Here is a 13,616-nt window from a genome sequence, read left to right as displayed (position 1 = left end):
GATTGGAATATACAGAAAAACGATTTGAGCAGGATATTGAAACCTTCCTGCTCTCACCTGCTGGGGGTTACCAGAAAGGGGATTTAAAGAAGTATGACAAGGATAGAGCCATGAACATGGAAACACTTATCTCCTTTGTCAAGTCCACGCAACCTAAAGAGTGGGATAGGTTTGAGCGAATGACAGTATCAGATGTGGAGAAGAAGTTCTTTAAGGCCATCAATGATGCCGTTGATAATTTTGGACTCATACACGTCCTGAGACACGGATTTAAATATCGAGGGATAGATTTCAAGGCAGCATACTTTAAACCCGAATCTGAGCTCAATATGAGGCTCTGGGACCTGTATAACGAGAATGTTCTTCATGTGACAAGACAGTTCAGATATTCCACTCAAAACAACAATTCTGTGGACATGGTATTGTCGTTAAACGGGATTCCAATTGTAGCACTGGAACTAAAAAATCAGATTACAGGGCAATCCATTGATAACTCAAAGACTCAATATATGTTTGATAGGGACCCCAAGGAGACTGTTTTCCACTTTAACAAGAGAATCCTTGTGTACTTTGGTGTGGACCTTTACAACGTAGTTATGACTACTAAATTAGATGGAAAAAACACGTACTTCCTTCCATTTGACCAAGGAAGTAATGGAGCAGGAGTAAATGGGGGCAAAGGTAATCCTCAAAACCCAGAGGGATATGCAACATCCTACTTGTGGGAGAGTGTTCTTCAAAAGGATTCCTTGCTTGATATCATCCATAGATTTATCCATCTTCATGTGAAAGAAGTGAAAATGGAAAAAGCGGGGAAAGAGAAGTTTGAGAAGAAGAAAACGCTCATATTTCCAAGATACCATCAGCTTGATGTAGTAAGAAAGCTTGTCACTGATGTTAAGGTTTCGGGCAGCGGTAAGAATTATCTTATTCAGCACTCTGCAGGTTCGGGAAAGTCGAACTCCATCGCATGGACGTCATATAGACTCGCAAGCCTTCATGATGATGATAATAAATCCATTTTCGCTTCAGTTATTATTGTCACAGATAGAAAGGTTCTGGACAACCAGCTTCAGGATACCATATCGAGCTTTGAACATCAGAGTGGATTAGTAGAGACCATTGGAGATGGAAAAACATCTAAGGACCTGAGAGACGCAATAAACGATGGGAAACGCATCATAGTGACCACCCTTCAGAAATTCCCTGTGATATACCAAGAGATTGATGCAAATAATGGTCGTAACTTTGCTATTATTGTGGATGAAGCACATTCCAGCCAGACTGGCCAAAGTGCAATGAAACTGAAGACTGCCCTTGCAGACACCGAAGAAGCCTTAAGAGAGTATGCGGAGATTGAAGGCAAGGCAGAGGATGAGCTTTTGGATGGAGAAGACAAGCTCATTCAAGAAATCATTACGCATGGTAGACATAAGAATCTAAGCTTCTTTGCTTTTACTGCTACACCAAAGGAAAAGACATTGGAGATGTTTGGAACAGAAGCCCAAGATGGTTCTTTCCATCCATTCCACGTTTATAGCATGAGACAGGCCATAGAAGAAGGGTTTATCTTGGATGTGCTAAAAAACTATATGACCTACAGAACGTGCTTCAGAATCGCTAAGAACACCCCAGAGAACCCAGAAGTACCTGTATCACTGGCTGCTAAAACAGTAAAGAGATTTGAATCTTTACACCCACATAATCTTCAACAAAAGACAGCCATTATCATCGAGCACTTCAGAGATATCACCAAGAATAAGATTAATGGCAGAGCCAAAGCCATGGTGGTAACGGCATCAAGACTTCATGCTGTTCGTTATTATCATGAGTTTAAACGGTACATCGAGAAGATGGAGTACACTGATGTAGATATCCTGGTGGCATTTTCTGGAATAGTTAAAGATGGTGAGACAGATTATACCGAAACTGGTATCAATATTAGCAAAGACGGAAACCCAATTGGAGAAAAGCAGCTACCAGAAGCTTTTCATGACGATTTCAATATGCTGATTGTGGCAGAGAAATATCAAACTGGCTTTGATGAGCCACTTCTTCATTCGATGTTCATCGACAAGAAGCTAAAAGGTGTTAAAGCTGTTCAGACTCTCTCCAGGCTAAATAGAATCCATCCAGGGAAGAATGATACTTTTATATTGGACTTCGTGAACACCTCAGAGGAAATCCAAGAAGCATTTGAACCATTTTACGAGGAAACAAGCCTGAAAGAAGAGATTGATGTCAACCAGATTTATGTGAGCCAACATAAACTGAGAGAATATCAGCTATACAACGATGATGATGTAGAGAAGTTCGTGAAAATCAACTTCAAACCAGGAAATCAGACGGCCGTAGACCTCGGTAAGATGACCAGTCTTCTAAAACCTGTGGTGGACAGATATAACGACCTGAACGCCAACGATAAGTATATGTTTAGACGTACCATCAGGGACTTCAATAAGTGGTACACCTACATTACTCAGATAACGAGAATGTTTGATGTAGCTCTCCATAAGGAGTTCACCTTCACTTCATACTTCTCAAGGCTAATACCTGCAACAGAGATGGAAAAGCTGAACCTTGATGAAAAGCTGAAGCTTGAGTTCTATAAGCTTGAGCAGACATTTAAAGGGGATATTACACTGAATCCGAATACACCTCCACTGGATAATGTTCCAACCTTTATTCCAGGTGAAAAAGAGGATGAAAAGAGAGACCTCCTGGAGGAAATCATTAAGAAGATTAACCAGCGGTTTGAGGGTATGTTTAATGATTCAGATAGGGTTATCGTGGAAGCACTGTACAATAAGATACTTAAGAATGACAAGAACCTTGCAAAACAAGCAAGAAGAAATGATTCTGAAGTATTTGAGCGAAGTATCTTCCCAAAAACCTTTGAGAAAGCAGCACAAGAGAGTTACTCAGAATCCATGAAATCTTTCTCGAAGCTCTTTGAGGATAAAGCATTCTATAATACAGTCATGGAAGTCATTGCAAAGGAAGCTTATAAAAATCTAAGAACGCAAAAACATAATTAAAGGGGGCATATTATGATTATTGAATTTAGGGACAATGATGTGGAAAAGGTAAAGGAGGCTCTGGATGCTGCAGGCTTAAGCTACGAATTGAAACATGAAGCCTTTGAAAGCTTTGATGGGGCAAATATTTATGAGACACTAACAGCTATTTTTGAAAGGAATCCAGAAATGAACGGGAATTTTGCGATGGATGAAGTCTACAGAAGGACTCCTAAAATCGTAGAGAAAATAAGAAAACAGTGGATGCATGACAAAAGTTATGATATTGAGGACAGCCCACTATTAGAGCTTGAAGAAAAGATATTTGAGGTATACACTCCATTCATTGAAGAAGAACTTGAAGAAATTACCCGAGAAGGGATAACCAAAGAGTAATTAGTCGATTTTGCAAATATAATTTACTTATAAAAAAGAGCCGATCCGGCTCTTTTTTACGTTCAGCTTGAATTAGTGGAAATTTTCTTTGGGATTTCCTAAATATTTACATCAAACAGAAAGGATGATGTAAATGTTTAAAGTTACAGCTCGAGTCAGCAAAGACTCATGTAAATCAAAACCAGAAGGAAGAAGAATAGGGAAGTTTAAGTATATGAGAAATCAACTCCCTGAATCAGAGTATACCATTGATAACTTACTAAGTTTAATTATAAGCGGTCACACATTTCATCCAGGTAAATACAAACTGAGCGGAAACAAATCAGAATACGATGAAACTTTTCGTGAAGCGACATTTGAGGCAACTAACCTAATAGTTATCGATATTGATGAGGGGAATAAAACGGTTCACGAGATACTTGAAAAATCGAATGAGTTTAGTCCATCAGTAATTTATTCTACATTTAGCTATACAGAAGAGGCCAAAAGGTACAGAGTTATGTATGTTATGGATAAGTATCTTGATAGGGAAGAAACTATTAAAGTGAAGACTTTTCTAACGAAACGTGTTGGTGGAGATGAAATGTGTATGAAGTCAGCGGCTTTCATGTATTTCGGTGGCAAAAGTATACTATTCAAGCAATTGAACATTATTGATGCTGAAGAAATATTGAATTTGCCTGAAGTTGATAATATTGAAGTAAAGCCAATTGTAGAGATTGGTAGAAAGCACTCCAAGCAAAGAACAGGCGGGAGCACAAGCAATGTATGTATCTCTTCATCTTATGAAATACTAAGAAACATTGAGAACCTATGCATTCATGCATTTCCTGAAAAACTAAATGTATCAGAGACATTCAGTTTTATTAACTCAATGGATTTACCTCAGATTTTGGGAGTTGAAGAGAATAAGGTTTTTAGATGTATTTTACCGAACCATCCGGACAACAATCCTTCGGCAAATATTCTTTACTCGAGTGGTAGATATGTATATAAATGTTTTTCTCCGAATTGTGTTGGAAATACAGCGATAAATATTGTGGATGTGTTAGCTATGGTGCTTGACTTAACTGTTCTACAGGTTGCAGACGCAGTATGTAAAGTACGGAAGATTGAAATAACATCGCCTTACAAGGAACATGTAATTGATGTATGTAAACAGAATGAGGAAATAATTGAAGAATTGTATTTTTCACGAAGTTTCAATAATAAATCAGGTGATAAGCTTATGAAGACTTACAGGTATTTTATGAGTTATGTGATAGAAAACGCTACACCATACATAGTTGATTCTCAAGATAAGAAGATATTGATAACAGCTTCGTTTAGACACCTCAGTGATTATTTTAAGAGTGTTGGATATGAAGGAGACTTAAGTAGGAGATTAAACCGGTTGGTGAGTTTGGGACTTTTACACAAGATGAGCTTGGATGAACTGCCTGAATCAAAGAGAATTCAAATAGAAAAATTGCAGAGGCTCACAGGCTATTTGAAACATATTACAGTTTGGGAAATTCCTAAATTAAATGATGCAATAATTGAAGATGCAATTAAACGTGAAGAAAAACGAAAAGAAGAAGGATATACATTACAAGGGATGGGAAGAATAGAGGTTGCTAATTTTATTGGTATTGAAGAGGCAGCTAAAATTTATACCCAGGAAAAAATAGAATTGAACCCAGGGATAATTTTTGTTATAAGAAAAATTATGCGAAGTAAAATCAACGAAAGAGGCTGGTTTATTATATCGGAAATTTTACAGGAACTTCCAGAAGATACTGTGAAAAACAGAATGTATAAGAAATATATAAATAGAGCAAGACTGGATGAAGGTCTTAAAGCTTCGCTACTAAACGCAGAATTAAGAAAACAGTATTCAATTCCCATGGAGATTAGAAGCAAAACTAAGATATATTATTAAGCTCAGGGTTACCGAGTTCTAACAACAATCTTACTCTAATATAGGTATGGAAAACTTATCCAATAAGAATAATCCACTTCTTATACAGCACATTAAAGTATGATTGTTGTTATTCTGATAGAAATAAGAATATATTCAGTAAAATGGTATAATCTTGATGTTGATATAAGTACACCTTTTTGAACCAGGAATTCATTCGATTTTTGTATTGAAAATGTGTCTTTTAAGGTTTCTTTTTATTAATAGATATATGTACTTAAGTGTATTGATTTTTCGTATAACTTAAGAGATAGTAATATTATAAAAGGAGAGTGATTTATGGGAAACTTAGTTCTGCTTTATTTACGTGTGAGTACTGAAATGCAATCAACTCAAAGGCAAAAGATGTTTGTTGAAGAAAATCTTGAAGCTTTAAAAAAGAACTACAATATCGATAGAATTGACCGTGTTTTTGAAGAAAAAGCTTCAGGGAAGTCGATGGATAGGATTGAGTACCAGAAGTTAAAAAATTTGCTGCGTGATGGTGATGTTTTAATAATCGAAAGTTTGGATAGACTTTCAAGAAACTATCGTGACTTAAAGCGGGAATGGATGGAGTTACAAGATATAGGGGTTGAAGTTATAGTTTTAAACATGCCTTCATTAAAGACAGGGAATAAGCTTACTGATGCCTTCCTTTCCAATTTACTTGTAGATTTGTTGGGGTATGTTAGTGAGAATGAATATAGGAGTATTCATGAGAGACAGAGGCAGGGGATTGCAGCTGCGAAAAAGAAGGGAATTCATTTGGGAAGACCTGAAATTGTATTGGACGATAAGGGAAAGAAGTTGGTTCAAGATTGGCATGACGGCAAGATAACAGCCACAAGCTGTCATAAGGCGTTATCAATAAGTCGTTCTACTTTATATAAGAAGTTTTCTAAGTGAAATAACATCAAAATGAAATAGAAGATATGCAGAACATTTATGGAATATGAAGATAATTTTTGTTCATTTAGATTGGAATAAGAATGTGGACATATTTAGCTGTTATTCTTACGTCCAATTAATAAGAAAAAGGTATAGCTTTACGTGCTATACCTTTTATTGTTAGGAATGAGGGTGTAACTACCATGCCTCATTATTAGAGCTACCAAAAAAGAGATACTTGATTACTCATTTTCTTTCACATGAGTGTAAATAGCCTCACAAATTAAAACACCATAATCTACCATAACAATCTTCTGGTGTTGAGAGTACGTTTTTCTTTCTATAAGGGCATCTTTAGATGAGTGTCTGAAACATTGAAGTCTTTTTCTTAGTGTCTTTACACTATCTTTTGTAATAAATTCCAATCCGAAATAATGATAATCTATATCTATATATCTCCCGTTCTTATTTAATAAATTTTCTATTAAATTTGCTATTTCTTTCAGTTTTTCATCTAAAGGCATTTCAACAAACCGTGCACCTCTGGTAGATATAGTCTGTATTAACTCGTCTATATCTTTACTTAAATTATACTGATTATCAGAATCACTTTTCATAATTGCATCTTTTATATCAGAAATTTTCTTTTTATCATACTCAGTTAAGCTGCCATTCTTAAGTTTGAGGTCCTCACAATAAGAAAGCAATTCATTGATTAGTTTACATACAATTGGAACAGATTCAAAAGCAAATAAATTGTCTTAATTTATTTGCTTTTGAAGCGTACTCTTCATAACCTTTATCATTGTAAATATTAATACCTGTAATCTCTTTCACAAAAGTTTCAAATGAACGATTTGAGAAATCTAACACATATCCGCTTTTCATCTCAAGTAATTCTTCCAATGATTGAAGTGTCCTGTAATCTGGTCTTACCATAACTTCGATATCCCTCCTTCTATTCTAACAACTCATTTAAATATGGTATTATTTGATATATTATAATTGCATTGATTTTGCGATTTTGCTTGGCCGTAATACTACTTTTTTTTCTTTTGTTGAACATTTCGAGTAAAAAGATGTAGTCTGATTCTCCATTATACTCATTATAATCAGAATCAAGAATATGTGCGTCGTAGAAGAATTGCAATAAATCTCTACTGAAGAACTCGGACGAAAGCCCAATATACCTATTATCTTTCAGAGCTTTTTTCAGCTTGAATAATTTCTCGTATGTATTAGATAACTTGTTTAAATCTTTGCGGTTAAATTTTTGAATGCACTTACTTCCTATAGGTTCGAGCACGTTGCCATTGACCTGATTTTCAATAGTGAATAAGTATCGAATGTTCTCTTTGCCACAAATACATGACGTCTTGATATCTTCATCTTCATCCCAATTTGTAATTTCCCATTCAAGTACAGCTTCATCCCATTGTATAGCGTTAGAATAATCCATAACTCTTGAAATTAAGTTTTGACTATATGTACTTTTACTCATAGAAGTTTCTCCTTTCAAATTGAACCTTAAGTCCATAATTGTTGTATATAAATATGATACTATAAAAAAATCGATAATCATACCAATAGAAAATTTCTATAAGATTGTTGTCGATGCAACATAAAAAGTGGGCTGATTTTAGTCAGCCCACTTTATTATGCTATATCGAGTTTTAGATGAGATTGAATATTTTTTCCGTAATTTGGGTGTAAGTGTGTGTAGTGGCTTAGGGTATCTGTACTTTTATGACCGGTGTAAGCCATAATCTCACTGTACGGGGTTTTTTCATTCAGAAGAACAGTTACAAAAGAATGTCTGAAAGTACCTGCTGATATAGGGAAATCAATCCCCGCCTTCTCACCCCATTTTTTTAAGAGAACTTGAAGAGCGTTCGTTGATAATGGGATTTCTTTATTATTAGAGCGATTTGATTTGTAGTCTCTAAAGACATAGGAAGTTATTTTATCTTTAATTTGCTGTTCGTGAAGTTGGTAAAGAGCATTTCGACAATACTCATTAATATTTAGAACACTGTGTGTTGATGTTTTTTCTCGGTTAATTGAGATTGTGGAGGCGTGAAGGTTTATATCACACCAACGTAAATTAAGTAGTTCACTTCTTCGGCATCCAGTAGAAATCAGAGTATAAATTATAGCTGCATCACGAATTGAATTTTTATCAAAACTATTCTCAATTGTTGAAATTATTTTTTTTACATCATCTAATGATAAGATTTTTTTTGTCTTATCAATTTCGATATTCGCTGCTTTATTAAAGTATCCCTTTTTTATTTGTTTCAGATAATCGCTTAAATCATCTTTCATGTCAAACTCTTTCGAAATATATCTAAGATACACTCTCAAGCTGTTTATTCTTAGTTCAGCTGTTGAAGGAGTTATCTTCCTTGAAATGCATAATTTCGTCAGATATCTAACATAAAGCTTTATAGTCTGCGGTCTTAAATCATCAATAGTTCTTACTCTGTTAGCCAGAATATCTTTTATGAACTCCTGGAATAACGCCATTGCATTTAAGTATGTAGTAGCAGTATTCATAGACTTACCTTCAAACTGTAGGTAGAGAGGAAAGTTTATTATAGATGCCTCTATGGTTCTTAGCGTCACAATTTTTTCATTGCCTTCATAAACATTTTTAACAGTTGTACGAATTTTTTCTCTAATCATTTCATCTACTCCTAACATATCATCTTTAATTCGTCTACCTTGATAATACTAAATAAAAATTTTTCTGTCTAAATTTCGAAGGTTTTAACAGAGAAAAAATTGTAAACAAAGTGTTAAATGAAAAAAGTTATTCACAGCTGGAAAAAATAACAGGAAAAAAGCAACATTGCATTGAAACTTTCAGATTAATTGTATATAAAGAGATAGGAATTATAATCATAAGTTGTTCTCGTTGCTTAATATGGAAGTTTGTCAGCTGCTTCTTTAAGATGTTCAGCTGAAGTATGTGAGTAAATTGTTGTAGTACTTAAACTTTGGTGTCCAAGTAATTGTTGTACGGCTTGAATCGGTGCACCGTGTGAAACCAACATTGTCGCATAGCTATGTCTTAGTTTGTGCAATGAGAATCCTTGATTGTTAAGGCCTGCTATTTCTAAAAGATTTCTAAAAATCGTATGGCATCTGCTTGCGTGGATTCGATGACCAGTTCTTGTCACAAACACAGCTTGGTTTGAAAGGGGAACCCTACTTTGTAGAAATAGCCATAATTCATCTGATAGCTCCTGCCTTATAGGGATAAATCTTTCTTTATTACCTTTGCCAAGGATTCGAATCGAGTTGTTCTTAAAGTCAATGTTCTTAAAGTCTAAGTTCACTGCTTCCTGTCTTCGAATACCGGTTGATGCTATTAGTTTTATGAGCAAGTAATCTCGAAGGGCATCTGGCTGAGTAGATTGTTTTGCTATGCGAAGCAATAACAATACTTGGTCTTCAGAAAAGAAGATAGGTAAATGCTTATCTTTATTTGGAACTATAATTGTCTTAAGTGGACTTTGGGGTATATAGTCAACAAGAACAAGGTAATTAAAAAAACTTTTTAGTCCATTGATTTTGCGTCTAATAGATGAGTTTTTGTATTCATTATCTTTTAGATAATGAATATACCTACGGAATATCGGTGGTTCCATATTGGGAATTGTTGGTAGGATTTTGTATGTTTCCAAGTATGTGCTGAAGAGTTTGAAATCGGATTTATAGTTGGCAACGGTGTGAGGGGAAGAGTTTTTTTCAACTTTGAGAAAACTGATGAATTCGTCATGATACTGGCTTAAGTCTTGGTTTGTCATTTTATACCTCCTAATAAAGATAATAGTTTATAACTGGATTTTTCCATGTTATATACCACAATTTGCTTACTATTGGAATATCAAGCGTTCCACGATTTCGAAAATCATTGATATACAATGGTTTTGAAATGCAAATAAAGCCAAATGGAAGCGATAGGTATTCCTCGGCTTATAGACTTGCTTGCAAATGAAGGACTGATTAATTCAGTCTTTTTTTTTGCCTCATTTTGTCATATTTTGGTAATTGCTTTGTCATTCTTAATTATGAACATTCTGGTACGATTACTATAAATAGATTTGAAGAGGTGGGGACTGTATGAAAAAATACTTATTAATACTGTTAGTTGCTGCAGTGGCTGTTACCGGATATACACTTTGGCAGAAGAATCAGGCAGAATCAACGGAAGATCCTGTTATACCAGTAGAAGGCATCACGTTTTCTGAAAACCTGCAGATTGTTGACATGAAGTATGATGGAGAGGAAAAAAGTCTTCAATATCAGCTGAAAAATACATCGGATATCCCTCTGAACTACGGGTTCGCCTACACGATACATCAGCTTCAAAAGGATGGAACTTTGAAGGATACTGAACTGACAAAAGATATGGCATTTATCGAAATGCTTGGAATACTTGAGCCTGGTAAAACCATGGAAGACACAGTTCTATTTGAGCAGTTGAACGGATTTCCTGAAGATGCGACATATTATGTGATTCGCCAGTTCCATAATGAGTCAGGTGTCTCTGAGACACCAATGATTATGTTCAAAGTTCACAAGGGGAATGTTGTTGTACCATCAAAATAGATTTATTAAAACTTATAAGATGGTTCAATCAAGGAGTATAGGAATAGATATAAAAAAGGCTATGTTTGCAAACTAATGTTGAAATAGGTAAGTAGCTTTCAATACATGCACATTCTTCATCTTGCAATGTCAGAATCAAAGATTTTCAAGGAAGGGGGCCAGTATTCATCTAAAATACCATATCAAAATCATAATTGCTGAGGAGGCAATAATGAAGAATAACAAATTAATATTCATCATCCTTTGTACTCTATTGTTTACAGTGGGGTGCTCATCAGTAGACAATAATGACGTATCAACTCCTGAAGCTGATACAAATAATGAGATTTCATTATCATCTGAACAACAAAAGGCTGTGAATAACAGTATAGACTTTATTAAAAACTCGGAGTTTGATGCAAAAGACCGTATAGACACAAGCATCATAACAATTAACAACGCAGATGAAAAAACATGGGAGATTTTATATTTAGAAAACTCTAAAGCAGATAAAAACTCTGTTGATTCTACTGACTGGATTATTACTATCGGTGATAGGTCAGGCCATGACTTTACACGTATTGTTTGTGATAGTGATACCTTCGAAGTTATTGGTCATATACCAATAGAATAGGACGATACTTTCACTGGGAACTTACTAATGAGTTCCCAAAAATTTTGCCCAAAACCAACACTATCTTCATACGGAGCCTAAAAAAAAGAAGCACAGGCTTTTCCGATAAGCTCTGGGCTTCTTTTTGATGATCTATCTGACTCTATGTGGTGAGCGGGACATTTTACGATAGGTATGCCTTCTTCCTCGGATGGTGATCGACATACGAAGCAGATTTTCAGGAGGAGTCATTCCGGAAACTCCACAATCGCCAGTATGCTGAATATCTGCACCAGCCATTTTGGACATTTGCGCAACGCTTTCGATAAATGATTCAGTTGCACCCTCCTGACTTGTGCCAATGGTTGTCATGGCCAGTGCTCCTTTATTATGAATCAGATCAATAAAATTTTTGGCGAGATCTACTGTGAATCCAGGAACTGTTCCAGGAGCCGGAAGCAAGATAACATCTGCACCGGCATCGATAAATGCATCAATTATTTCTACATCATAAATGTTTCCAGCGCCAGCACCATGCATCTTACCAGCAGCAATGAGAGTCTCATTGCCTAATATTGTGCGTGCGGATTTGATGCCTTCCAAAATACCCTCACTGGTTACGCCAGTGCTTGGATTTGCGGTGATAACTACATAATCAAACCCTAATGCTTTTGCTTTTCGGAGATTTTCTTCTGTGCAGCGAAGTCCTTTTGGATATGAACTATCTTCTGGGACGGGTTCTAGGTTAACACCAAGAAATCTTCCTACAACCTTCTTCAGGTTTTGAATATACTGAAGGTCTTCTTTATTCTTCAGGATGACTTTTTGAATCTCCATTGCATAATCCGGAATACCAATCAAAGGACTGAGATGGGAATCATCATATCCAAAAACAAAAGGAGCTTCAAAATTGAAAGTATTCAATGTAATCATATCAGCACTGAAAGCGGCTGCGGTTTCAGGGTTGGATACACCATCCAACAGTGGGAATGTGCTGATGATTGTCTCTGCCATGATTGTTCGGCCTTCAGTATTCTTAATAGCAGCTAGGATCTCCTCACGTCTCATCTTAAAATAGTCCTCATAGAATAAATCAAACATCCTCATTTCAGTTCCTCCTCCTAGACATTAATATAATTAGATTCTAGCATGGAATGGTGTTTCAAAACAAATAGCCTGCAGAGCACTGCAGGCTAACAAATATTGTTATAAAGATGTAAATTAAGATTTAATTTAAATTATAATGGTTACAAAATGAACTTATTATTGTATAATAAAAGAAATCAGATGTATGCTTTCTTTCTGAACTCCATGGGAGTCATACTGGTGATTCGCTTAAACGTGATCGTATAGTAGTTCTGATTACTGAATCCAACAGAAAGAGCAATATCTAAAACAGACTTATTATCCTTAAGCAGCTGCCTTTTGCTTTTTTCAACCCTTACTAAGTTCACGTAATGTGTAAAAGTTACGCCGGTTTCTTTTTTGAAAAGGGTACAGAAATAACTTTTATTCAGATTTAGATGTGATACGAGGGCATCAAGGGTGATATTCTCTTTATAATGAGCTTGAATGAAGTTCATTGCTCTACGGACATTGAGACTGTAACAGCCTGCACAACCATTTGCTGGGCATAGATCCAGTGTTTGGTTCAGGGGTGCCATATAAAGATTATTGGAATAGCAAATATTCAGGTTGTTTACTCTTTCGAGATCCTCCTGATTATAGGGTCCCATGATGACAAAACCGTCCTTTGGGCTTGTTTTGTTGATGTAGTAGGCGGTATAATGATACCCTCTATCATTGGATAGTGTTAAAGAGGTATAGCTTGTATCAGTAGGGTACAACATTTTTTCTAAAAGATTATTTATTAAATCATAGTCTGCATATCGGTAGTGGTCTCCACCACTATACTGAATCTTTCCATCATAGCTGTAGGCGCTCACCGCAATGAAGGTGCTCGCATAAAAGTCTTCAGCCACTTCTTTTGGGTTCCGTTCGATGAACAAATGAACCTCTCCTTTCTTTTACCCAAATATCGTTATAAAAAACCAAATACTCTATTAGATAATTATTCGACTTTTTGTTACTATAAATGAGAATGATTATCAATTTCGTCATGTTCAATTATATCAATGAATAGAGTGAGGTGTCAAACATAACG

At 35.6% G+C, this 13,616-nt stretch carries 13 protein-coding genes; 6 read left to right on the top strand and 7 right to left on the bottom strand.

The window, feature by feature from the left end; all coding sequences use genetic code 11:
• The first annotated feature begins 2 nt into the window (after positions 1 to 2).
• From T487_RS0101380 to T487_RS0101365, 4 genes are all read left to right on the top strand, one after another.
• Positions 3 to 3,038: a type I restriction endonuclease subunit R gene (locus T487_RS0101380; RefSeq protein WP_031573105.1), complete on the top strand. Its 3,036-nt coding sequence runs from the start codon at positions 3 to 5 to the stop codon at positions 3,036 to 3,038.
• A 12-nt stretch (positions 3,039 to 3,050) separates the two neighbouring features.
• Positions 3,051 to 3,413, top strand: a complete 363-nt coding sequence (locus T487_RS0101375) for a hypothetical protein (RefSeq protein ID WP_031573103.1) — start codon at positions 3,051 to 3,053, stop codon at positions 3,411 to 3,413.
• A 133-nt stretch (positions 3,414 to 3,546) separates the two neighbouring features.
• Positions 3,547 to 5,334, top strand: coding sequence for a hypothetical protein (locus T487_RS0101370; protein WP_031573101.1), 1,788 nt, complete (start codon positions 3,547 to 3,549; stop codon positions 5,332 to 5,334).
• A 318-nt stretch (positions 5,335 to 5,652) separates the two neighbouring features.
• Positions 5,653 to 6,261 (top strand): recombinase family protein, encoded by a 609-nt coding sequence (locus T487_RS0101365; protein ID WP_031573099.1) that lies wholly within the window; start codon positions 5,653 to 5,655, stop codon positions 6,259 to 6,261.
• Positions 6,262 to 6,485: 224 nt separating this feature from the next.
• Here T487_RS0101365 and T487_RS0101360 read toward each other — a convergent pair whose 3' ends face one another.
• The 5 genes from T487_RS0101360 to T487_RS0101340 form a co-directional block, all read right to left on the bottom strand.
• On the bottom strand, positions 6,486 to 6,860 hold the full coding sequence (locus T487_RS0101360) for a hypothetical protein (protein WP_051651422.1): 375 nt from the start codon (positions 6,858 to 6,860) through the stop codon (positions 6,486 to 6,488).
• 124 nt (positions 6,861 to 6,984) lie between these two features.
• Complete coding sequence (locus T487_RS0101355; RefSeq protein WP_031573094.1) at positions 6,985 to 7,182, bottom strand: hypothetical protein; 198 nt, start codon at positions 7,180 to 7,182, stop codon at positions 6,985 to 6,987.
• 19 nt (positions 7,183 to 7,201) lie between these two features.
• Positions 7,202 to 7,744 (bottom strand): hypothetical protein, encoded by a 543-nt coding sequence (locus T487_RS0101350; RefSeq protein ID WP_031573091.1) that lies wholly within the window; start codon positions 7,742 to 7,744, stop codon positions 7,202 to 7,204.
• Positions 7,745 to 7,899: 155 nt separating this feature from the next.
• The gene (locus tag T487_RS0101345) at positions 7,900 to 8,928 is read right to left on the bottom strand and encodes a tyrosine-type recombinase/integrase (RefSeq protein WP_031573089.1); all 1,029 of its coding nucleotides are present in this window, start codon (positions 8,926 to 8,928) and stop codon (positions 7,900 to 7,902) included.
• Between the two features lie 236 nt (positions 8,929 to 9,164).
• On the bottom strand, positions 9,165 to 10,055 hold the full coding sequence (locus T487_RS0101340) for a tyrosine-type recombinase/integrase (protein WP_031573088.1): 891 nt from the start codon (positions 10,053 to 10,055) through the stop codon (positions 9,165 to 9,167).
• 316 nt (positions 10,056 to 10,371) lie between these two features.
• On the opposite strand from T487_RS0101340, the gene T487_RS0101335 reads away from it, so the two are divergent.
• The gene (locus tag T487_RS0101335) at positions 10,372 to 10,860 is read left to right on the top strand and encodes an immunoglobulin-like domain-containing protein (RefSeq protein ID WP_031573085.1); all 489 of its coding nucleotides are present in this window, start codon (positions 10,372 to 10,374) and stop codon (positions 10,858 to 10,860) included.
• A 211-nt stretch (positions 10,861 to 11,071) separates the two neighbouring features.
• Positions 11,072 to 11,473 carry a hypothetical protein gene (locus tag T487_RS0101330; protein ID WP_031573082.1) on the top strand — a complete coding sequence of 134 codons (402 nt, stop codon included), beginning with the start codon at positions 11,072 to 11,074 and terminating at the stop codon, positions 11,471 to 11,473.
• 132 nt (positions 11,474 to 11,605) lie between these two features.
• Here the strand turns inward: T487_RS0101330 and T487_RS0101325 are convergent, their stop codons facing one another.
• Together T487_RS0101325 and T487_RS15685 are read right to left on the bottom strand one after the other, a co-directional pair.
• On the bottom strand, positions 11,606 to 12,559 hold the full coding sequence (locus tag T487_RS0101325) for a DUF7916 family protein (RefSeq protein ID WP_031573081.1): 954 nt from the start codon (positions 12,557 to 12,559) through the stop codon (positions 11,606 to 11,608).
• Between the two features lie 176 nt (positions 12,560 to 12,735).
• Positions 12,736 to 13,461 (bottom strand): helix-turn-helix domain-containing protein, encoded by a 726-nt coding sequence (locus T487_RS15685; RefSeq protein ID WP_051651421.1) that lies wholly within the window; start codon positions 13,459 to 13,461, stop codon positions 12,736 to 12,738.
• Between the last annotated feature and the right edge of the window lie 155 nt (positions 13,462 to 13,616).

The organism is Proteiniclasticum ruminis DSM 24773, assembly GCF_000701905.1.
GTDB classification, from domain to species: domain Bacteria; phylum Bacillota; class Clostridia; order Clostridiales; family Clostridiaceae; genus Proteiniclasticum; species Proteiniclasticum ruminis.
Note: the sequence above shows the minus strand (reverse complement) of the source record. Positions and strands in the feature narration are given on the sequence as shown.

Coding starts and splice junctions, on each gene's coding strand:
- T487_RS0101365 (WP_031573099.1), top strand. CDS start 5,653: ATGGGAAACTTAGTTCTGCTTTATTTACGTGTGAGTACTGAAATGCAA.
- T487_RS0101345 (WP_031573089.1), bottom strand. CDS start 8,928: ATGATTAGAGAAAAAATTCGTACAACTGTTAAAAATGTTTATGAAGGC.
- T487_RS0101340 (WP_031573088.1), bottom strand. CDS start 10,055: ATGACAAACCAAGACTTAAGCCAGTATCATGACGAATTCATCAGTTTT.
- T487_RS0101335 (WP_031573085.1), top strand. CDS start 10,372: ATGAAAAAATACTTATTAATACTGTTAGTTGCTGCAGTGGCTGTTACC.
- T487_RS0101355 (WP_031573094.1), bottom strand. CDS start 7,182: ATGGTAAGACCAGATTACAGGACACTTCAATCATTGGAAGAATTACTT.
- T487_RS0101360 (WP_051651422.1), bottom strand. CDS start 6,860: ATGAAAAGTGATTCTGATAATCAGTATAATTTAAGTAAAGATATAGAC.
- T487_RS0101325 (WP_031573081.1), bottom strand. CDS start 12,559: ATGAGGATGTTTGATTTATTCTATGAGGACTATTTTAAGATGAGACGT.
- T487_RS0101350 (WP_031573091.1), bottom strand. CDS start 7,744: ATGAGTAAAAGTACATATAGTCAAAACTTAATTTCAAGAGTTATGGAT.
- T487_RS0101330 (WP_031573082.1), top strand. CDS start 11,072: ATGAAGAATAACAAATTAATATTCATCATCCTTTGTACTCTATTGTTT.
- T487_RS0101370 (WP_031573101.1), top strand. CDS start 3,547: ATGTTTAAAGTTACAGCTCGAGTCAGCAAAGACTCATGTAAATCAAAA.
- T487_RS0101375 (WP_031573103.1), top strand. CDS start 3,051: ATGATTATTGAATTTAGGGACAATGATGTGGAAAAGGTAAAGGAGGCT.